The sequence below is a fragment of the Pseudomonas sp. ZT5P21 genome (assembly GCF_054897785.1).
The window spans coordinates 3682117-3701206 of the sequence record NZ_CM142705.1; the positions used below are offsets into that span (position 1 = coordinate 3682117).

22 protein-coding genes and 1 pseudogene are annotated in these 19090 nt (G+C 57.6%); 5 read left to right on the top strand and 18 right to left on the bottom strand.

Annotation, left to right across the window (positions count from 1 at the left end; translation table 11 throughout):
* Positions 1–208: 208 nt before the first annotated feature.
* Together ACYZT9_RS17010 and gspG are read right to left on the bottom strand one after the other, a co-directional pair.
* Positions 209–1159 (bottom strand): annotated as a pseudogene (locus ACYZT9_RS17010) (substrate-binding domain-containing protein); the annotation flags it as partial.
* 9 nt (positions 1160–1168) lie between these two features.
* A complete protein-coding gene (gene gspG, locus ACYZT9_RS17015; RefSeq protein ID WP_462006590.1) occupies positions 1169–1627 on the bottom strand; it encodes a type II secretion system major pseudopilin GspG in 459 nt (152 codons plus the stop codon).
* 147 nt (positions 1628–1774) lie between these two features.
* Here gspG and gspI point away from each other — a divergent pair, with 147 nt between their 5' ends.
* Positions 1775–2155: a type II secretion system minor pseudopilin GspI gene (gene gspI, locus ACYZT9_RS17020; RefSeq protein ID WP_462006591.1), complete on the top strand. Its 381-nt coding sequence runs from the start codon at positions 1775–1777 to the stop codon at positions 2153–2155.
* A gap of 44 nt (positions 2156–2199) precedes the next feature.
* Here gspI and ACYZT9_RS17025 read toward each other — a convergent pair whose 3' ends face one another.
* The gene (locus ACYZT9_RS17025) at positions 2200–2631 is read right to left on the bottom strand and encodes a type II secretion system protein N (RefSeq protein WP_462006592.1); all 432 of its coding nucleotides are present in this window, start codon (positions 2629–2631) and stop codon (positions 2200–2202) included.
* A 119-nt stretch (positions 2632–2750) separates the two neighbouring features.
* Here ACYZT9_RS17025 and gspH point away from each other — a divergent pair, with 119 nt between their 5' ends.
* Entirely contained in the window at positions 2751–3218 is a 468-nt protein-coding gene (gene gspH, locus ACYZT9_RS17030; RefSeq protein WP_462006593.1) for a type II secretion system minor pseudopilin GspH, read from the top strand.
* Positions 3215–3823: a PulJ/GspJ family protein gene (locus ACYZT9_RS17035; protein ID WP_462006594.1), complete on the top strand. Its 609-nt coding sequence runs from the start codon at positions 3215–3217 to the stop codon at positions 3821–3823. The genes gspH and ACYZT9_RS17035 overlap by 4 nt, the downstream gene beginning before the upstream one ends.
* Before the next feature lie 53 nt (positions 3824–3876).
* Here the strand turns inward: ACYZT9_RS17035 and ACYZT9_RS17040 are convergent, their stop codons facing one another.
* The 3 genes from ACYZT9_RS17040 to ACYZT9_RS17050 are packed head-to-tail and all read right to left on the bottom strand — an operon-like array spanning position 3877 to position 6081.
* Positions 3877–4818: a FecR family protein gene (locus ACYZT9_RS17040; protein WP_462006595.1), complete on the bottom strand. Its 942-nt coding sequence runs from the start codon at positions 4816–4818 to the stop codon at positions 3877–3879.
* Between the two features lie 37 nt (positions 4819–4855).
* Positions 4856–5401 carry an RNA polymerase sigma factor gene (locus ACYZT9_RS17045; RefSeq protein WP_462006596.1) on the bottom strand — a complete coding sequence of 182 codons (546 nt, stop codon included), beginning with the start codon at positions 5399–5401 and terminating at the stop codon, positions 4856–4858.
* Positions 5398–6081, bottom strand: a complete 684-nt coding sequence (locus ACYZT9_RS17050) for a TonB-dependent outer membrane receptor (RefSeq protein ID WP_462006597.1) — start codon at positions 6079–6081, stop codon at positions 5398–5400. The genes ACYZT9_RS17045 and ACYZT9_RS17050 overlap by 4 nt, the downstream gene beginning before the upstream one ends.
* 190 nt (positions 6082–6271) lie before the next feature.
* On the opposite strand from ACYZT9_RS17050, the gene ACYZT9_RS17055 reads away from it, so the two are divergent.
* Positions 6272–6619 carry a hypothetical protein gene (locus ACYZT9_RS17055; protein WP_462006598.1) on the top strand — a complete coding sequence of 116 codons (348 nt, stop codon included), beginning with the start codon at positions 6272–6274 and terminating at the stop codon, positions 6617–6619.
* Between the two features lie 146 nt (positions 6620–6765).
* On the opposite strand, the gene ACYZT9_RS17060 is transcribed toward ACYZT9_RS17055, so the two are convergent.
* The 8 genes from ACYZT9_RS17060 to ACYZT9_RS17095 all read right to left on the bottom strand — a co-directional run bounded on the left by ACYZT9_RS17060 (position 6766) and on the right by ACYZT9_RS17095 (position 12691).
* The gene (locus tag ACYZT9_RS17060) at positions 6766–7203 is read right to left on the bottom strand and encodes an SRPBCC family protein (protein ID WP_462006599.1); all 438 of its coding nucleotides are present in this window, start codon (positions 7201–7203) and stop codon (positions 6766–6768) included.
* 110 nt (positions 7204–7313) lie between these two features.
* Positions 7314–7700: a nuclear transport factor 2 family protein gene (locus ACYZT9_RS17065; protein WP_462006600.1), complete on the bottom strand. Its 387-nt coding sequence runs from the start codon at positions 7698–7700 to the stop codon at positions 7314–7316.
* Between the two features lie 59 nt (positions 7701–7759).
* Positions 7760–8140 carry a nuclear transport factor 2 family protein gene (locus ACYZT9_RS17070; RefSeq protein WP_462006601.1) on the bottom strand — a complete coding sequence of 127 codons (381 nt, stop codon included), beginning with the start codon at positions 8138–8140 and terminating at the stop codon, positions 7760–7762.
* A gap of 71 nt (positions 8141–8211) precedes the next feature.
* Complete coding sequence (locus ACYZT9_RS17075; protein WP_462006602.1) at positions 8212–8955, bottom strand: SDR family oxidoreductase; 744 nt, start codon at positions 8953–8955, stop codon at positions 8212–8214.
* Between the two features lie 74 nt (positions 8956–9029).
* Positions 9030–10133: an alkene reductase gene (locus ACYZT9_RS17080; RefSeq protein WP_462006603.1), complete on the bottom strand. Its 1104-nt coding sequence runs from the start codon at positions 10131–10133 to the stop codon at positions 9030–9032.
* A gap of 57 nt (positions 10134–10190) precedes the next feature.
* A complete protein-coding gene (locus ACYZT9_RS17085) occupies positions 10191–10772 on the bottom strand; it encodes a TetR/AcrR family transcriptional regulator (RefSeq protein ID WP_462006604.1) in 582 nt (193 codons plus the stop codon).
* 120 nt (positions 10773–10892) lie between these two features.
* A complete protein-coding gene (locus tag ACYZT9_RS17090; RefSeq protein ID WP_462006605.1) occupies positions 10893–12152 on the bottom strand; it encodes a cation:dicarboxylate symporter family transporter in 1260 nt (419 codons plus the stop codon).
* Positions 12153–12265: 113 nt separating this feature from the next.
* The gene (locus ACYZT9_RS17095) at positions 12266–12691 is read right to left on the bottom strand and encodes a VOC family protein (RefSeq protein ID WP_462006606.1); all 426 of its coding nucleotides are present in this window, start codon (positions 12689–12691) and stop codon (positions 12266–12268) included.
* 347 nt (positions 12692–13038) lie between these two features.
* On the opposite strand from ACYZT9_RS17095, the gene ACYZT9_RS17100 reads away from it, so the two are divergent.
* Positions 13039–13917 (top strand): LysR family transcriptional regulator, encoded by an 879-nt coding sequence (locus ACYZT9_RS17100; RefSeq protein WP_462006607.1) that lies wholly within the window; start codon positions 13039–13041, stop codon positions 13915–13917.
* Here the strand turns inward: ACYZT9_RS17100 and ACYZT9_RS17105 are convergent.
* The 4 genes from ACYZT9_RS17105 to ACYZT9_RS17120 all read right to left on the bottom strand — a co-directional run bounded on the left by ACYZT9_RS17105 (position 13914) and on the right by ACYZT9_RS17120 (position 18748).
* On the bottom strand, positions 13914–14552 hold the full coding sequence (locus ACYZT9_RS17105; RefSeq protein ID WP_462006608.1) for a response regulator transcription factor: 639 nt from the start codon (positions 14550–14552) through the stop codon (positions 13914–13916). The genes ACYZT9_RS17100 and ACYZT9_RS17105 overlap by 4 nt on opposite strands.
* Positions 14552–15616 (bottom strand): sensor histidine kinase, encoded by a 1065-nt coding sequence (locus ACYZT9_RS17110; RefSeq protein WP_462006609.1) that lies wholly within the window; start codon positions 15614–15616, stop codon positions 14552–14554. The genes ACYZT9_RS17105 and ACYZT9_RS17110 overlap by 1 nt, the downstream gene beginning before the upstream one ends.
* Before the next feature lie 84 nt (positions 15617–15700).
* A complete protein-coding gene (locus ACYZT9_RS17115) occupies positions 15701–17005 on the bottom strand; it encodes an ABC transporter ATP-binding protein (protein ID WP_462006610.1) in 1305 nt (434 codons plus the stop codon).
* A 12-nt stretch (positions 17006–17017) separates the two neighbouring features.
* Positions 17018–18748 (bottom strand): ABC transporter permease, encoded by a 1731-nt coding sequence (locus tag ACYZT9_RS17120; protein WP_462010247.1) that lies wholly within the window; start codon positions 18746–18748, stop codon positions 17018–17020.
* Positions 18749–19090: the final 342 nt, after the last annotated feature.

Below are 19090 nucleotides of genomic sequence, written 5' to 3' on the forward strand. Positions count from 1 at the left end.
TACTCATCCTTTCGAATTGCGGAAGGTCTGCAACGCAGTGCTATCAAGCGGCCAGCGTTGCTTATAGGGGATAGTCGGTTACACCAGTGCGCGACCGAACCGATGTCACACAATGTTCATCTGCCTGTTTTGCGCAGGTCACACGCAAAAAAATCAGCAACGGCTCGCGCCGTTGCTGATCGGGTAGTGCGGGTCGTGGAAGCAGGGGTTACAGCGGACGACCGATGGCGTTGCACACGTTGGTATTGCCGATGCTCTGAGCGCTAGAAGCGGTCAGGAAGGTGTTACGGATGGCGGTTTTCCACAGCGCTGGCAGCGGCACGAACCGGTTGGCGGTGATGGCGGTGTCGTTGTTGCTGGCAGCGTTGGCACCGTAGTGACGGGTAAAGAAGTCACGAACCTGAGTGCTTTGAGTGCCATCGGCATAGCACTGGCTGAAGATTACGTTGGTGAAACCCAGAATCGGGTAGCCAGTTGCTGGGTAAGCCACAACACTTGGATCAGTCGGGCTGGAGGTGGCGGCGAATACCGGTACCCAGGCGTTAGGGTTGGCACGATTGGCAGCGGCAGGCACGGCGACGGCACCGATAGCGGCCGACACGTTGGCTGGCGCTGGCGATACACCGGCTACCTTGGCAACTTTGGTGGCATCACTCAGGCCAGCCAGGGTAGTGGCCGCGTAGTCCGGGCTCATGTAGGTGATACGGCCTGCTTCTGCGGGCACGGTTGAGTTGACCAGATCCATGACGGCTTGGCTGCCGGCAGCGGATATAGCGTTGGCTGGCAGGCCGCCCGAGTAGCTGGAGGCGAAGCTGGTGGTCACGGCGAAAGTGCCGGTCTCGGCGCACTTGGCGTTCAGGAAGCGGGTGAATAGCTCGGTGGTGCCGCTGCTTTCGCTGCGGTAAACGACAGTGATGGCGCCGGTACGGCCCGAACCTGTGATCTGGCTCCAATCGGTCAGACGGCCGGAGAACACGCCGCACAGTTCGTTGACACTCAAATCCACGTTGGCAGTGCCGGCTTTGTTAAACGGAATGGCAACCGAAGTGGCCACCGAAGGCACCTGGATCAGCGGACCCCAGGCAGCGCCATGCGCCGACACGTAGTTGCTCAATTCAGTGGTGCTGAGTTTGGAATCGCTACCGGCCCAGTGCACATTGATCCGCGCTTACAACTGCCAGGAGCCGATATCGGCATTCACGCCGTCGCCGTCAGGCTGGCCGTCGGCACCGAGGGAGAAGATGTCGATTTCGCCATTCGCACCCGGATTCAGATAGTTGTAAGGACGGCCCCAAGGGTCGTTGGGCAAGCGGTCCAGATACGAACGCCAGGTGCTGTTCTTGGCATCCGCCGGGCGCTCGACCAGCACTTTCAAACCCTGGTTCATGTTCGGATAAGTGCCGTGGTCGAGGCGATACAGCTTCAATGCCTGCATCAGCCCGCCGATGTCCTGTTTGGCGGCGGTGGCCCGCGCCTGGTCCGGACGGTCCAATACCTTGGGCACCACCATCGCCGCCAGAATCCCGAGAATAACCACCACCACCATGATCTCGATCAAGGTGAAACCTTGCTGTCCGCGAGGTGAACGAAGCGTGTGATCCAGCAACTTGAAGTGCGCGATATCCATCTCGACATTCCCTGGCTTGATTCGATTCGACGCGCAGTGTTGCAAGAAGATATGTCAGTGGTGTTGAAAATGCTCGGGAGCTTTGGTCGTCAAGCGGTCAAGCCCGGGGGCTACATTCAGGCGGTGTTCAGACCGCGCGAGTGCCTGATGCGTCACCCTCCCCGACAGACCGGTTTTACCTTGATCGAAGTGCTGGTGGCACTGGCGATTATTGCGGTCGCGATGTCTGCCGCCGTGCGGGTCGCCGGCGTGATGACCCAGAGCAATGGCTTGCTGCGGGACAAATCGATCGCGCTGCTGGCGGCACAGAGTCGCCTGGCCGAGCTGCGTCTGGAGGGCCGATCGACACCGGGGACAAGCGCATTGGAATGCGATCAGGGTCGGCTGCTGTTGCGCTGCGAGCAAAGCATTGGCGTCGCTGAGAATGGCCGGTTATTACGGGTCGATCTGCAAGTATTCGACCGCAGCCGCGAGGCACCGCCACTGGCCCGGCTCGGCACCCTGATCAGTCGACCGATCGCGAAATAAAGACAAGGCCCACCACACTCCCTGTAGCGGGGATCGTGGCGGTTTCAAGGTTGAGTCAACACCGGCAGCAACGGCGAGTCCGGCAGTTTGGCGAGCAGCAGACGGGTCTGCTCCGCGCCACGTTCGATCACAACGGCATCGCCTTCGATGGCGAGGACTTTCACCCCTTGGCTCACCCGTTCGCCCACCAGAAAACTGCGTGGCGGGCCGTCGTTGAGACTCAGGATCGCCACTGCTCCACGGGTGCCGGCCCACACCCCGCTGACCTTGATATCCACCGGTGCCGGCTGGTTGGAAAACCACTGCAAGACCGGGCTGTCGGAGCGTGAAACCGTAAGTGGCGGCGCGACATCCGGCGTTCGGGATTCAGCAGAAGTCAGCAGCAGCGATGACCAGGTGACGATGCCAGCCAGCGCCGCCAGCAAGGCGATTGCCTGGACACACTGCGCCGGGGAAAACCGATCGATAAACGACATGGGCTGAATCTCCTTTTAGTCCCTGCCATGAGCCTACAGCGCAATTCTCACGTTTTTATTTCATATGCTCGCCATCTTCAGCCGTCACGATAAAAACGATGCAAAGGAGCTCGCACTCAATGAATGGCTTCAAACAACAGCGCTTTAAGCAACAGGGCTTCACCCTGATCGAGTTGATGGTCGTGCTGGTGATCATCGGCATTGCCAGCGCGGCGATCAGCCTCAGCATCAAACCGGACCCGCTGCACTTGCTGCGCAAGGACGCCGACCGAGTCGCGCAATTGCTCCAGGTCGCGCAAGCAGAAGCCCAGTCCGATGGTCGACCGATCACTTGGCGAGCCGACGCCAAAGGATTCCGCTTCAGTCGCCGCAATGACAACGGCGAAGGCGTTGATCGCTTTCAGAACGACTCGCAACTACGTCCTCGTCTCTGGGAGACACCGGGGATGGAAGTGCGTGTGGAACCCAGGAAAAGCGTTGTGTTGAACGCCGAATGGATCAATCCGCCCGTGCAGCTGAAACTGTCGGACGGAATCAACAGCATCATTGTGCAGCGCAGCCCCACCGGACAAGTGAGCGTCCAATGACGGCTCAACGCGGTTTTACCCTGATCGAAGTGATGGTGGCGATCATGCTGATGGCGGTGGTCAGTGTGATTGCCTGGCGCGGCCTTGACAGCGTCACCCGCGCGGATGCGCATTTGCAGGCCAGCACCGAACAGACCCAAGCCCTGTTGCGGGCACTGAACCAGCTGGAGCGCGACGTCGCGATGCGCGCCAGCATTGAACTGACCGAGCCCGCGAAGCCCGGCACCGTCGATGAACCGTCCAGCGCGCCCCCGGCAGTGACCGTGCGCAACACCAACGGCACAGGCTTTCGTCTGGATGTGATCCGCGTCGCTACCGGCCAGAACGGTGAACTGCAGCGCGTGCGCTGGTGGCTGAAGGGCGACACACTCTACCGGGCTCAGGCCGAATCCCGCAGCCGCTATCCGCTGCCGACACCCAACGCAGGGGTCGCAGTGCTCAATGAAGTCAGCGACGTTGCGGTTCGGGTTTGGGAGGTGGACAAGGGCTGGCGCAAGCTGAGCGGTAACCGCAAGGAAAATCCCGTGGGAATCGAGGTCAGCCTGTCGCGGCAGACGCCTCAGGGGGTCGAGAAGTATCGACAGGTGATGGGGCCTTTGGAGTGAATCCGGGGACCGCGATAGCGCCAATCGAGACACCCCATGCCCCAAGCCAGCCGTCAGCTGAGCACCACCACCCCACCCGGCAACTCAGTGCACTTGACGCCAAACGCATCACGAATCAGCAATGCCACGCCCGCCAGTTGATCCAGGCTGAACCGCGCCTGCACCTTGCGCTTGCCCAACTCGCTGTTGAGCAGCAACAACATGCCGGGCCGGTAGCGATTGATTTCGTCGATCACCGTCGCCAGCGTGGCGTCGTTGAACACCAGCACCTGTTGACGCCAGGCAATCACTGTCGAGGTGTCGACCGCTTGCGGTGTGCCGACTTGCCTGGCGTCATAGGTCAGTTGCTGGCCTGATTCCAGATGGACGCTGCGACCGAGAATGTCGACCAGCAACACACCCTCCAGACAGGTGACGCACACGCTCTGGTCGATATGCCGCAGATTGAACCTGGCCTGACGTGCGTTCAACCACCCTGCCCCGGCCTGCACTTTCAGCGGCGCCTGAGCACGGGTCACGACTTCGACTTCGCCGCTGAGCAGCTCGAAGCTGCGGGTGCCATCGGCACTGGCGCGCTGGTTGATACGCGTCTGGGTGTTGAGTTCCAGGCTCAGCCCCTCCGCCAGATCGACCCGCCGCTGCTCACCGACTTCAGTGATGTAATCGGCGCCCAGCCCCGAGAAACCGCCCGGCACCGTACCGCGAATCAGAAAAAAGGCGGCCGACGCCGCGATGGCTCCGCCGAGGAACGCTCGACGGCTCAAATGCCGGGGGGTCTGCAATCGTTCGGCAGCAGGCTGCAACTGCTGCCACAACCGCTTGCTTTGTTCGAAGGCACGCGCATGTTCGGGGCTTTGTGCGCACCATTGGCGTAACGCCCGGGCATCGGCGACGGTCGCCCGGCCTGAGGTCAAAAGGATCAACCAGTCCTGGGCTTCACTCTGTAGCCGGTCCTGAGGTTTCGCCTCAGAGGCTGAAATACGGAAGATGTTCAAGCGCGCGGATACTCACGGATTAATCTGGACTCTTCTATCAAGACGGTTTTCCCGCGCCGGGACCGAACCGCTGAATGACTTTTCTTTCCAGGCGCTCGGCGCAATGGCCTAGAGCGGCTTTGATTTCCTTCTCGACCATCCGTGTCGAAATGCCGAAGCGCTGGGAAATGTCCAGGTGTGGAGCCTCTTCCAGGCGAGCGGCGATAAAGATTTGGCGTCGACGCGCCGGCAGCTCGTACAGCGCGTTGAGCAGCAATTGTATTTCCTTTTGCCCGCCCACCACGCGGGCCGGATCGAGCGCTTCATCCGAGACTTGCAGCAACTCCTCCACTTCGGTGCCTGTCAGCAACCGGGCATCCGACTGACGACGGTCCGCCGCGATGTTCAGGGCCATGCGATAAAGGTACGCATTGGGCTGGGCAATGTTCGGCGGTGTTTCCATGCGGTCGACCCGCAGGTAAGTTTCGTGCAGGACGTCGTTGGCCAGATCCTCCGAACCGAGGCGCCGGCGCAAGCGCACCTTGAAATCGTCGTAGGACGTCAGGAACAGCCTGACCATCGAACTTTGTCCGGTGTCTTTCATCCCCCGGAAACTCCTTCCCATTGAGTGCATTCCATGCGCTTTCCCGACGACTCCGGTAGCAGAAGCAGCGTGACCGGCTGACCCAGGGAACTGGGCGCCGGACGTTCGATGTTGAGGTTGCGTAATCTTTCCACCAGCGCCGAGTCGCGCTGAGCATCACCTGTAGAACTGACAAGACGGCTGTACTGCACAACCCCGTCACGGCCGATCCACAGTTGCAGCAATGCCCGAAAACTGCCTGGCCGGATCGAAGGCGAGCGGCAAAGGCTGCGCTCGATCGCCGATTGAATCGCCGTTGCGTAATTGCTGCCAGCCAGCGGTGCACTGGTTGCGACCGAGCCTTGCGTCGCGGGCACCTCGGTGACCTGCGCCACTTGCAACGTGAAGGCATCCGCCCGGGCATACCGAGCCATCAGTCCACTGCCACCGAGCATCAGGCTCAAGGCATCGGCGGCATTCACCCGCCCTTTGACTGCGATCGAACGACGACCACGGGTCAACTGGCGATCGACCAACACTGCCATGCCGGTGGCACGACTGAACCGTTCAAGTGCGCTGGCCAATTCCTGGGCCGGGATATCCAGCTCCAGTGGAGTATGCGAATCAGTCGGACCGGCAATCACTGCCGACGACACCAACCAAAACAGCAACGCCAGGCAAGTCTGGCGGACGTGAGTCATTGAAACCTGGCACCCGTCTCTGACTCTGCCTCGCTGCACGGCGACGCACCCCTGAAAACCGTCATCCTGAGGGCTGTTTATGACTCTGGTGTGACGGCCGGTGCAAAAAAACCATCATGAGCCGCCTGACCGCTTTGCTCTAGACTCACGCTTCAGAGCGGCCCGTTCGTGGCCGGCCAGGAGGCCTTCAATGAAATATCTGTGGTGTGTTGCAGCCGGCGTGCTGTTGTTGAGCGGACTGACAGCGGTTCAGGCCGAGCAACCCCGAGGCTGCGTCGAAGTAACGGTCGGAGGGTACAAGGCACCGGATTACAATTGCCTGAGCCAGCAAATGGGCAATAACCCCGAGGGCGCGACCGCTGCGCAAAAGAATCAGGAAGCCATGAACGTACCGGTGAACAAACGGCCACCCAACCAAGTCGGCCTGGCAACACCGGCCGCGACCAGCACGCGCATGGGCAATACCTTCGGTACCGGCGTCAAACCCCAACGCCCCGCCCCTCCTGCCAGCGGATTGCCGCTGAACAAAGCGCCGTGAGTGCCGGGCGTCTGCAGTGAGATCTCTTAAGCACTCCACGTCGGTCAGCGTTGCATCGGCGAGTTGCTCAGTGAAAACGTCAAAGGCACCCGGGGCAAGAATCAGGACCACCCTGTCTTCCTCTCCCCCTGCCCTTGGAGGCTGCTCTACTGCATAAGAAATGACTGGAGACTATTGTGGCCGTCCACGATCAAGCTTCGAATGAGCTCCTGATAGTATTCAGCGGTAGTCGGGTCTTGCAGATCGAAGCTTGCAGACCAATTGATGAATGTCTTGGACTGCCCTGTCAGAGAGACCAACTTCACGGTGGCCACATAGTTATCCAGCGGGAGTTGAGCCTGCTCGAAACGATAGGACAGCGTTAAGTAGCGGTCATCCACTGACATCAAACGTTCTCTGACCACTGCGCCATCGGCCAGTGTGAGTTTGCGAATACAGCCAATCATTCCGTCAGGTTGGTTGTCCTCAATGCTGCTGTCGACAATCGAGGGATGCCATTTTTTTATCTCACCAAATTTCTTCAATACGCCCCAGGCGTGCCCTGCATCGCTATCCAGGACAGCGGAAAACTCAACCATCGGCATCGTGTATCTCCCTTAACATTATCTACTTTAAAAACACCTGACTTCGGCCCCGCATAAGCTGCGCCATGAACTCCGACCCCGGCATTGATTCAACCGGGATCGGTGGACGCTCAACCTTCGAACTGGTGATAAACCTTGGCGATGACCTTCCAGGTGCCATCAATTTTGATCAGGGTCAGGTAGTCGTTGTAGTCGGCACCGATCGCATCCTTCTCCATATCAACCCGTACCACGGCGGTCGTTGGCGTGATCGCCAGTACGTCGAGTCGGGTTGTGATTTCCGGGGCATCGCCGTTCTTCTGAACGAAATCAAACAGATTTTTGATCGGGCCGCCAAGCAGCTCGCCATTGGTGAAGCCATACATCACCGCGTCTTTATGGAAGGCTTGCGCGACACCTTCTGCGCTACCTGTCCGGAGACCTTCAACATACTGATTGGCGGTTGCGATGACAGCGTTGTACTCGCAGGTCGGTACTGCCTTGATGTTCTTTGACATGGTTCTCTCCTTTCATTGAGGGCGAGGTACAGCACACCTCGCCAGAGGCGTTCGAGGGATCAATCGTTCGGGTGGGTGTGGTAAATCTTGCTGACGATCGTCCACTGGCCTTCTACCTTCAGCAGGTTGAAGAAGTCGGTGAAGCGAAATCCGGAAACGTTGTCGGTATCAACCCGGGCACTGGCGGCAGTGCCCACGATGTCGATGCGAACGATCGCGGCTTTAGCTTCGGGCGATGGGCGGAACGAGTTGTCGATGACGTCGTACAGATTCTGGATCGCGCCGCCGACAAGCTTGTCGCTGTCGACCCCAAACATAGTGGCCTGCTCGTTGAACGCGGGCTTCATCAAAGCGCTGACAGCCTTTGCACCACCTTCGTTGTACTGGCTAAGCACGTCGACGATTGCGTTGTATTCCTGGACGTAAGTTGGATTGCTCATGATGGATTCCTAATTAAATGATTTTCCGATGACAGTCAGGTTTGAGTGGGCGCGGCATGGCTAACCGACGGTCACCAATCTTGGCGAGTCGGCGAGATGATCAGATCGTTGACGGTGACGTTTTCCGGCTGGTTAAGCGCGTAAATCACGGCACGGGCGATGTCGTCAGGCGCGATGGCAATCCGGTTCAGCTCCTGAGCAGCCTTGCGTCCCTGTGGATCGCTGACCTTGTCCGCCCAACCGGTGTTGATGACGCCAGGGCTGACTGTGTTGACGCGAATGCCATGCTGCACGCCCAATTCCTTACGCATGGATTCGGTCATGGCCTGGACGAAAAACTTGGTGGCGCTGTAGACACCTGCCGCTGGCCCTACCTGGTGACCTGCAACAGAGTCCATGTTGAGAATCTGCCCGGACTTCTGTTTCAGCATGAACGGCAGTACCGCAGCAGTAGCGTTGAGGTATCCCCTGATGTTCACATCGATCATCTTTTCCCAATCTTGCACGGCTAGATCGACCCAGTTGGAAAAAAGCATCAGACCGGCGTTGTTGACCAGGATGTCCACGGCGCCGTAAGTGTCTTGTGCAAACTTCGCCAGCGCTTTGGTTTGATCCAGATGGGTAACATCTGTGGTGAAAGCAACCACATCGCTCCCTGACTCACGCAGTTCTGCAACAAACGCTTCCAGTCCTTCCTGATCGAGTGCTGCCGCTACCACGCGGACACCCTGTGCGGCGAGTGCACGAGTGGTGGCGGCACCAATGCCGGAAGATGCGCCAGTGACGATGGCAACCTTGTTTTTCAGATAATTCATACTCAGTACCTCTTGCGGTGAAATGCTTTCGCGACGGAGCCTCCCTGCGCCGACCTGACGAGGGGGGAACCCACTCAATAGTTGGCCGTTGGCCAATCGGTGTAGCCCTTGGCGCCTCCCCCGTAGTAGCTCTCACGGGGCGCGATGGTCAGCTCGGCACCACGACGTAAGCGCTCTACAAGGTCGGGGTTGGAAATGAACAAGCGGCCAAACGCTACCGCGTCAATCCAGCCTTGCGCCCGGCGCTCAAGCGCCATTTCGAGGTCATAGTTGTTGTTGCCAATGAACGGCCCTTCAAACTGAGCACTCAACGCGTCCAGATCCACACCTTCAGGTACGGTGCGAGAGGTGGCGGTGGCGCCTTCCACGAAGTGCAGATAGGCCAGATTGAACTTGTTGAGCTGCTGAATCAGGTAGCCATAGGTCGCCATGACGTTGCTGTCAGGGGGCGTATTGCCTGCGTCAGGTGTCACCGGCGAAAGACGGATACCGACACGGTCACTGCCCCAGATCGCTACCACAGCTTCCGTGACTTCAAGCGTCAGCCGCGTCCGGTTTTCGATGGAGCCACCGTACCGGTCAGTGCGCTGGTTGGTGGAATCACGCAAGAATTGGTCGAGCAGGTAACTGTTGGCGGAATGAACTTCCACGCCATCGAAACCGGCTCGCTTGGCGTTTTCTGCCGCGTGCCTGTACTGCTCGATGATTCCGGGAATCTCTTCAATTTCCAGCGCGCGAGGTACCGATACTTCGACAAAGCCGTTTTCGGTGTAGGTACTGCCTTCGGCCTTGATCGCCGATGGAGCGACAGGCGCTTCACCGTCAGGCTGTAAATCGACGCTGGAAAAACGGCCAACGTGCCATAACTGGCTAACGATCTTGCCACCTGCCGCATGTACAGCATCGGTAACTGTCCTCCAGCCTGCCACCTGTTCTTCCGACCAGATACCTGGTGTCATGGCATAGCCACGGCCCTGAGCAGATATGTTCGTGGCTTCGGCGATGATTAAACCTGCACTGGCACGCTGGGCGTAATAAGTGGCATGCAGTTCATTCGGCACGCCATCCTCTGCCATCCGACTGCGCGTCACTGGAGCCATGACAATACGGTTTGCCATCTCGATGGCGCCCATTCGAGTGGATGAAAAAAGGTCGGTGTTAAGACTGTTATCAATCACGCTGACTACCTCAAATATTAGACCGGTCGTCTAGTAAACCGACCAAAAAAAATGCCCCTATGCCAGCAGGCGTTTGCTCGTGATGAGTGCGGTTTCAAAGGGGAGCGTCGTCTTCTTGACTTTGACCAACAGCGAGGCGCCAAGCCATAGTTGATAAAGCGATTCCGCCAAGATCGTTGCATCCTGGGTCAATGAGATAGAACCATCAGCCCTACCCTGCTCAACACAACGAGTGATCCGTTGGATGATGAGCGCGGTACCTTCTTCCAACACCGTGCGCATGTCTTCCGACAAATCGCAGACTTCGGCGCCCAGCTTCACCACCAGACATTTCTCTTCAGGATGGTCGAATGCTTGCGTCTGCGCCCAGTAGCGTAGATACCCCAAAAGTCGCTCAGCCCCCGTTCCTTCCGCTGCCATTACGATATCGACGCGACCGATGTACTCCTGAAAATACTCTTCAAGCAGCGCCTGCCCGAATTCTTCCTTCGAGCGAAAGTAGTGGTAGAACGAACCTTTGGGCACGCCTGCCGTTGCTAGCACTTCCGCCAGACCTACTGCGGTGTAGCCTTTATGGGTCATCAGCGACTTAGCTACATCGATAATGTGCTGTCGCATGTCTTGAATAGGTTTCTTCATAGGGAAGGCACTCTATACAAAACTAGACCGGTCGTCTAGTGGCTTGACTCAAGACTCGGTTCACCTTCGGAAACTAAAGGAGCCATAGGATTTTGATGACCGATGGCTCCCCATGGGTCGCTATGCTTTCTGTGCCATCCGCTCGACTTTTGAAGGCTCAAGAGCTGCCTTTTCCCATTTGGCGATAACCAAGGGGGCAACCGCATTTCCCAGTACGTTCAGCGTGGTTGTTCCGCTATCGATAATCCTGAAGATCCCCGCGATAAGCGCTACCCCCTCCAATGGAAGACCGGCAGACGCCAACGTGGCAGACAAAATAATGATGGCAAATCCAGGTACCCCGGCAGCACCTTTGGAGGTCAGCACCATCGTGACCACCAGCAGAATCTGCTGAGACAGCGACAGGTCGATACCATAAAGTTGTGCGACAAAAATCGTCGCCACTCCAAGGAAAATCGACGCGCCATCCAGGTTGAATGCATAACCCACCGGCACCACAAAGCTGACGATTCGGCGCGGAACACCATAGCTCTCCAACTTGCTCATCAACTGCGGCATAACCGCTGCCGATGCGGCACTCGAGAACGCAAGAATCAGCTCATTCCGGAAATACTTGATCAGCTTGAAAATGTTCTCACCGATCAGATAGCAGATTCCGCCAAGTACCACCAATGCAAAGACGATCAGTGCCAGGTAGACCACACCAATCAGCTTTAGCAAGGGCAACAGCGAGGCAAAGCCAAAGGTCGCAACGGTCGCGCCGATCATGCCAAATACACCTATCGGTGCGTAAGCCATGACGATTGAGACAACTTTGAACATAGCGTCGGAGATGCCTTGAACCACCGCAACCACCGGCGCGCTTTTCTCTCTCGGTAGCGAGTTCAATGCCAGGCCGAACAGCACAGCGAAGAACAACACCGACAGTAGCTTCGCTTCCGACATCGCCACAATAACGTTATCGGGGACGATGTTCTGCAGGATCACCAAGGCGCCTTTGGAGGGTTCCAGGTTAATCGAAGCGGCGCTGTGCGAAACTCCCGAAATGTCAGTGCCCGTTCCGGGCTCGAAAATGTTCGCAAAACACAACCCCATCACAATGGCCAGGCCGGTAATCGCAAAAAAATAAGCCAGCGACTTTACGCCCATGCGGCCAAAGGACTTGTTATCCCCGCCTCCTGCGATGCCCAGAATCATGCAACAGAACACAATCGGAACAACAACCATCTTCATCATCTTAATGAAGATATCGCCAAGTGGTTTCAGGATTTCGGCACTGACCCACAATTGATACTGTGGATGTGTATTGAAGTACCAACCGACGAGCACGCCAAGCAAAAGCCCGGCAATTATTTGCCACACCAAGGGAATACGTTTCATGTCTAGCCTTTTTGTTGGAATTAAAGGACTGCGTTACATGGCAGTTGCTAGAGTCATGAGCTTCCAGCTCACTTGAAATCAAATGGCCCAACAGCGCTGGGCCAGTATCTTTATCATTTTGCGAAAAGCTGGCTCATATCCTTGAAGGCCTTGAATTCAAGCGCATTGCCGCAAGGGTCGAACAGAAACATAGTGGCTTGTTCGCCCACCTGCCCTTTGAATCGAATGTAGGGTTCAATCACAAACTCGGTGCCGAAGGATTTCAGGCGTTCGGCCAGTGCTTCCCACTGTTCCCAGCCCAGGATGATGCCGAAGTGAGGAACAGGTACATCGTGTCCGTCTACCGGGTTGCTATGGACACTCTCTTGGGAGGCGGTCTTTGGATGTTCATGAATAACCAGTTGGTGGCCATAAAAGTTGAAGTCGACCCACTGGGCACTGGAACGACCTTCTTCCAGCCCAAAAACTTCACCATAAAAGGTGCGTGCTCCAGCGAGGTTGTAAACAGGGATTGCGAGGTGGAAAGGAGAGAGGCTCATCAGAACTCCAATTACAGTATTTTTGTTGGTGAACAACGAAACAGCGTATTAATGCCGCCCGATGGTTTTCGCACCGCCCACAACCTTTAGCGTTTTGAGCGGAAGTGAATCTCAACAATCAGCTCAGTTGCTCGCATGCCAAACGTATGCGCACGCACGCCTGCTCAAGTTATTCAGTGGATGTCGCAAACGACATCCGTAAATAAAAAGCTTCACAGCTTGCAGAAGGTTCCCAAGCAGTTGCATACCCTGACCCTTATTGTTTTTGAAGATGGGGCCATCGTAGAGCTGCAATTCAAGTAAAAAAATCAATATATTTTTCTTAGAAACACAATTAATATTTGTGAATGATCAAAGAACTCAAGACACTCATTGCCGTAGCACGGGAAGGCACTTTCGCCGCTGCCGGGAATAAGATCGGACTCACCCAGGCGGCAGTGAGCGCACAGATTCAACGTCTGGAGGCCGAGCTTGGCTTCGAGATATTCGACAGGAAGGGACGCTCAGCTCACCTCAACAGGATGGGCCACCAAATACTCCTGCAAGCGCAAGAGCTGCTTCGCCTTTATGACAATCTGGGTTCGACCACGGGCGGACTTCCTGCAAGCGTCTTGGTGAACATCGGTGCTATCGCTTCCGTGCAGCGATCCTTTTTACCGGACGCGTTAGCCAGGTTTCACCAACAATGCCCACAGTGCCGCACACGTGTAATCCCAGGGCTATCGATGGAGTTGGTCAACCTCGTGGATGCCGGCGAAATCGACATGGCGGCAATTATTCGCCCGCCCTTCTCGCTTCAAAGCGATCTGCGTTGGACGACCTTGGCGCTTGAGCCCTACCGTCTGATTGTTCCGCGCGAAGTGCCGGGGGAAGATTGGTCAGAACTACTTTCCAGCCAACCGTTCATTCGGTATGACCGATCATCATTCGGGGGAAGGCAAGTCGACCGATTCCTGCGGCAGATGCACTTCACCTTGCATGAGGTTTGCGAGCTGGATGAACTAGGGGCCATCATCAAGCTGGTTGAAAATGGTGTTGGTGTAGCGCTGGTGCCACAGACAGCAACACATCAGGAATGGCCAACAGGTGTACGAGTGCTGGACCTCGGACAGCGCACGTTTCATCGTGATATCGGCCTCGTTCATCGGTCTCGGCAAAGCTTTACCGAACCTGTACGGATACTGGCCCAACTCATTAGTGAACAAGTTTCCCATGCTGGAGCCTAGCGATCTCCCGCCTTAAGACGTTCGGACAACTTGACCAGTTCGGCCAGGGAGTCGGCTTTCATCTTACGCATCAAGGCGCCGCGCCGTACTTTCACCGTGACTTCGCTGACTCCCAGCCTTGCGGCGATCTGTTTATTCAAAAGTCCGGTTACCACCAGATTCATGACATCACGCTCGCCTTCGGAGAGGCTGGCATGGCGGCACTGCAAATCAGTCAGAACCGCGACCGCCTCACGCCTTTCGCGGTCATTGCGCAGGCCCCGTTCAATGGCGTCGAGCAGGTCCTGCTCGCGAAACGGCTTCGTCAAAAACTCTAGAGCGCCGGCTTTCATGGCCCTCACCGACATGGGAATGTCGCCATGGGCCGTGATGAATATCACCGGCAGCAAGATCCCGGAACGCAACATTTCGTCCTGAAAGTCCAATCCGCTCATACCCGGCATGCGCACATCCAGAATCAGGCAGCCGGGTGCGTCCGGACGTCGAGCCTCGACGAATTCGCGAGTGGAACCGAACGTCATGCTGCTCAACCCGACCGAAGCCAGCAGGTCTTCCAGTGAGGCGCGTACCGAGACGTCGTCGTCGACGACATAAACCATGGATTCAACCGTGGCCAGAACGACAGCATCTGTCATCAGTTTTCCTTGTAGCCACAGGGCAAAGTGAAGTGGAAAGTGGCGCCGACCTCCGGATTGACGCAGGCCCAGATACGGCCGTCATGGGCTTCGATAATAGAGCGGCTGATGGCCAGCCCGATACCCATGCCGTCGTGCTTGGTGGTGTAGAAGGCATCGAAGACCCGCTCGCAATTCTCCTGGGCCAAGCCACTGCCTTGGTCACAGATCGAGAAGTGCAATTGATCGCGTGGATCGTGTTCGACATGCAAATCCAAAATGCGTCGATCGGAGTCGACGTCGCGCATGGAATCCGCCGCATTCATGACCAGGTTTAACAACACCTGCTGGATTTGTACCAGGTCTGCCAACATGGGCGGCAGACCCTCGTCGATATGCAGTCGCAACGTGATGCCTTGCTCGTCCAGTTCGCTACGCAACAGCTGCAGGCTACCAGTAACAGTGTCGGTGACATTCAACCACTGTTTGGTGGGCGGTTGACGTTGGGCCATACCGCGTACCCGGGCTATGATTTCGCTGGCGCGATGGGTATCGGCGACAATCCTCTCCACCGCCTGCCGGGCCTTTGGAAGGTTTGCCGGTTGCGCCCCCATCCACCGCAGGCAGGCGTTGCCGCTGGTGGCGATTGCCGCCAACGGCTGATTCACTTCATGGGCAATAGAGGCTGTGAGCTCACCCAGCATGTTCATCCGGGCGACATGGGCCAGGTGCTCGCGGGTCTGATGCACGGCACGAATCGCCGCAGACATGCGTAACGCCAGGTAAGTGGTGCAGGCAATGACGGCCAGGCTGATCAAACAGTTGATCAACCCCGCCTCGGCGTCACCGGAGGGCGTGAGCCGGTAACTGACCACCGTCAACATCATGCAGATGGCCGCGACGCCGATCACCCCACGCGATGGCAGAAAACTCACGGCGATGAGCACCACCATGATCTGGAACACTCCCGCTGCAATTTCCAGGTCGGTGACAGTGTCGGCCACCGCGATGCACAGCGCCAGCCCAAGCAGTAACGTCAGGCGAATTGCCAGTTTGGCCCTTTCCACTCTGTTCTTCTCTCGCATCGCTCCTCCTGTCGGCGTCGTCGACTGACATTACTACCCGCCACAGCACGGTGACGTGCTCCAGGTTACAGAGCGCTTGTTGACTCAGGACGGGTTGTCCAGGCTGAACAGGTCGGCCACTTCGTCGTAAGCGTACAGCTCAGCATAGCGCCCCCATTGTGTGACACAGTCCAGGGTTGCGACAGCATCTTGCTCGGACATGAAGTCTTCCAACTGGTCACGAAACCGCCGGGCCGGCGCGGTGCGGGTGGAGCGATCGTCCAGTACCCGGCGCACATGAGCAACCAGGGGTACGTAACTGAGCAGATGCTGGGCGAACAGCTGCTTACGCCCATCGACATCGGATCGGGCGTAACTGCGAGCGGCCGGCAGCAGCTTGATGTCGCCGCCCTGCAGTTCGGCAAAGCGCAACAGTTGCAGTACTTCGGCAATCGGGAACAACTCATCGGCGGAGTAGTGCAGCGTACTGGCCAGCGCTGGTAAGTCGGCACGACCATCATAAGGATGCGCATTCACCGCCTCGATCAATCCGGCCAGGGCGTTGGTCGACACCGGCGGCAGGACCATGCCCACCCCGGTCCCAGGGAACAACCCCTGGCGTTGCGTATCCACCTCGCCGCCCCCAGTCATCTGCACGTAAATTTGCTCGACCAAAGCCTGGAACGCCGGGTCCAGGCGGTTACGAGGCTGTGCCAGGTCTACCACGATTTCACTCACCACTCGCCCTGGGTTGGAAGAGAACAACAAGATGCGATCACACATCAGCACGGCTTCTTCAATGTTGTGAGTGACCATCAAGATCGACTTGATTGGCATCCGCCCCTCGCACCAGAGATCCAGAAGGTCGGTGCGCAGGGTTTCGGCAGTCAGTACGTCCAGCGCCGAGAACGGCTCGTCCATCAGCAACACATTAGGGTCGACCACCAAAGCGCGGGCCAGACCGACGCGCTGACGCATACCGCCGGACAGTTCCTTGGGGTAGGCACTTTCGAAACCGTCCAGGCCGATCAGATCGATGGCAGCCAATGCCCGCTTGCGTCGCTCAGGTGCAGGCACATTACGCGCCTCCAGGCCCACTTCGACATTTTGCAGCACAGTCAGCCAGGGGAATAACGCAAAGCTCTGGAACACCATGCTGACCGAACTGGGCAAACCGTGAGGGCCGGCAGGAAAATCCACCACGCCCGAGGTCGGCGAAATCAGGCCGGCAATGGAGCGCAGCAAGGTTGATTTGCCAGAGCCTGAACGCCCCAACAGTCCGACGATCTCGCCGTCGTTCAAGCGCATGTCGACATTGTCCAGCACCAGGCGTTCGGTCCCGCCGGGAGTGCCATAGACATGCCGTACTTCACGCACATCCACCAGGCAACGCTTCTTCATGACATTCATGTAATTCACTCCTCAATCAAGACGCAGACGGCGTTCGGCATACCGGTACAAAGGGCGCCACAACAAGCGGTTGAAACTGACGACAAACACCGACATCACCACAATGCCCAACGCCACGCGTGGGAAATCCCCTGCTTCGGTGGCGTGGGCGATAAAAGAGCCCAGCCCGTATGCCTGCAAATGTTCATCTCCCCAGGAAACCGCTTCAGCCACGATGCTGGCGTTCCACGAACCGCCAGCGGCAGTGAGCGCACCCGTAACGTAATAGGGGAAGATTCCCGGCAAGGCGACTTGGCGCCACCACTGCCAGCCTCGCATGTCAAACATCCGCGCGGCTTCGCGCAGATCGGTCGGCAACGCGCTGGCGCCGGCGATCACGTTGAACAGGATGTACCACTGGGTGCCCAGCACCATCAGCGGCGACAACCAGATATCCGCATTAAGCTTCAGACCGACGATGGCGATCACGGCGAACGGGAACAGGACGTTGGCCGGAAACGCAGCGAGAAACTGCGCCATGGGTTGCAAGCGCTCTGCCCATACCGGGTTCAATCCGATCCACACGCCGATCGGCACCCAGATCACGCTGGCGATAACGATCAGCACCGCGACCCGTGTCATGGTAGTGAGCCCAAGGCCAAAGGCACCCAGCACGTCCTCCAGGCCCAGTGTGCTGCCAATGAAACGCGCCAGATACAAACTGCCGACGGCACAGGCAGCCAATACCAGACCCAGCCAGATCAGGTCGGTAGCACGGCTAAAACGGGCACTGGGCGTGAGTTTCAACAGCGGCCCAAGCTTTGGCATATTCACCAGCATCAAGACGCTTTTAATGTTCGCACACCCGCGCATCAGAACCGGTACCAGCCGGGTGGCCCTGACCAGGTCGTACACCCAGGAGCGCGGACGCTTTTGCGATGCAGTCTGCTCGAAACGAAACTTGTCGGCCCACGCGACGATGGGGCGGAACAGCAACTGATCGTAGGCCAGAATGACCACCGCCATGATCGCCACCGCCCAGGCGATGGCGGCCATGTCTTTCTGGGCAATCGCCAGGGCCAACCACGAGCCGATACCGGGCAGGTTGACCGTGGTATCGCCTACGGTAATGGCTTCGGATGCCACCACGAAAAACCAGCCGCCGGACATCGACATCATCATGTTCCATACCAACCCTGGCGTGGCGAACGGCAACTCCAGCCGTACGAAGCGGTGCCACGCCGAGAAGTTGAATTGGCGGCTCACGTCATGCAGATCGTTGGGCACCGTGCGCAGCGACTGATAGAAGCTGAACGTCATGTTCCACGCCTGGCTGGTAAAAATGGCGAAGATCGCCGCGCACTCCACCCCCAACTGACCGCCGGGGAACAGGCCCATGAAGAAGCTCACGGTAAAGGTCAGAAACCCCAGCACCGGCACCGACTGCAGGATGTCCAGCGCTGGCAGGATAATCAGCTCGGCCTTGCGGCTCTTGGCCGCCAAGGTGGCAATCACCAGGGTGAACACCAGCGAAGCGGCAAGGGCCACGAACATGCGCATGGTGGTGCGCAAGGCGTATTCGGGTAAGTGGGCGAGTTCCAATGACACTGGCGCCGAATCGAGCACCGTTAGCGATTGACTCATTTGCTCGACACCGTGAACGATCAGTATCGCCCCAAGCGCCAACAGGATAAAAAAGCCGATGTCTGCCCACCAGGAAGAGCCGGTACGCGGTAGCGAGCCTCGGGTGAGAGATCTGGCAATGGGAGTTGCAGATGGAAGACGCATGATTCACCTCGTCATAGTCCCCAAGCCGAGGCCAGCTCGCGCAACCTGACCTGCGGTCGATAGGCGGACCGCATTAACGGGGCATGAAATATCAATGTGCGACCGCTGCGAGAGTGTCACAGTCGAACGCGAAGACAGGGCTAGGTTAGGGACTGAAAGTGGTGTTCGCTACAACGCAAAAGGGCGAAAAACTATACCTTGGTATAGCCGTATTCGTTACGCCGGACAGGGTGGGAGACTTTGCTGATACCCGAGGAATCGAACGTTTGACTTCTCCAGCGAAAGAATTTACCTTCGCCCCGCTTTTTTAGTCCACAC

Coding starts and splice junctions, on each gene's coding strand:
- gspG (WP_462006590.1), bottom strand. CDS start 1,627: ATGGATATCGCGCACTTCAAGTTGCTGGATCACACGCTTCGTTCACCT.
- gspI (WP_462006591.1), top strand. CDS start 1,775: ATGCGTCACCCTCCCCGACAGACCGGTTTTACCTTGATCGAAGTGCTG.
- ACYZT9_RS17025 (WP_462006592.1), bottom strand. CDS start 2,631: ATGTCGTTTATCGATCGGTTTTCCCCGGCGCAGTGTGTCCAGGCAATC.
- gspH (WP_462006593.1), top strand. CDS start 2,751: ATGAATGGCTTCAAACAACAGCGCTTTAAGCAACAGGGCTTCACCCTG.
- ACYZT9_RS17035 (WP_462006594.1), top strand. CDS start 3,215: ATGACGGCTCAACGCGGTTTTACCCTGATCGAAGTGATGGTGGCGATC.
- ACYZT9_RS17045 (WP_462006596.1), bottom strand. CDS start 5,401: ATGAAAGACACCGGACAAAGTTCGATGGTCAGGCTGTTCCTGACGTCC.
- ACYZT9_RS17050 (WP_462006597.1), bottom strand. CDS start 6,081: ATGACTCACGTCCGCCAGACTTGCCTGGCGTTGCTGTTTTGGTTGGTG.
- ACYZT9_RS17055 (WP_462006598.1), top strand. CDS start 6,272: ATGAAATATCTGTGGTGTGTTGCAGCCGGCGTGCTGTTGTTGAGCGGA.
- ACYZT9_RS17060 (WP_462006599.1), bottom strand. CDS start 7,203: ATGCCGATGGTTGAGTTTTCCGCTGTCCTGGATAGCGATGCAGGGCAC.
- ACYZT9_RS17065 (WP_462006600.1), bottom strand. CDS start 7,700: ATGTCAAAGAACATCAAGGCAGTACCGACCTGCGAGTACAACGCTGTC.
- ACYZT9_RS17070 (WP_462006601.1), bottom strand. CDS start 8,140: ATGAGCAATCCAACTTACGTCCAGGAATACAACGCAATCGTCGACGTG.
- ACYZT9_RS17075 (WP_462006602.1), bottom strand. CDS start 8,955: ATGAATTATCTGAAAAACAAGGTTGCCATCGTCACTGGCGCATCTTCC.
- ACYZT9_RS17085 (WP_462006604.1), bottom strand. CDS start 10,772: ATGAAGAAACCTATTCAAGACATGCGACAGCACATTATCGATGTAGCT.
- ACYZT9_RS17090 (WP_462006605.1), bottom strand. CDS start 12,152: ATGAAACGTATTCCCTTGGTGTGGCAAATAATTGCCGGGCTTTTGCTT.
- ACYZT9_RS17095 (WP_462006606.1), bottom strand. CDS start 12,691: ATGAGCCTCTCTCCTTTCCACCTCGCAATCCCTGTTTACAACCTCGCT.
- ACYZT9_RS17100 (WP_462006607.1), top strand. CDS start 13,039: ATGATCAAAGAACTCAAGACACTCATTGCCGTAGCACGGGAAGGCACT.
- ACYZT9_RS17105 (WP_462006608.1), bottom strand. CDS start 14,552: ATGACAGATGCTGTCGTTCTGGCCACGGTTGAATCCATGGTTTATGTC.
- ACYZT9_RS17110 (WP_462006609.1), bottom strand. CDS start 15,616: ATGCGAGAGAAGAACAGAGTGGAAAGGGCCAAACTGGCAATTCGCCTG.
- ACYZT9_RS17115 (WP_462006610.1), bottom strand. CDS start 17,005: ATGAATGTCATGAAGAAGCGTTGCCTGGTGGATGTGCGTGAAGTACGG.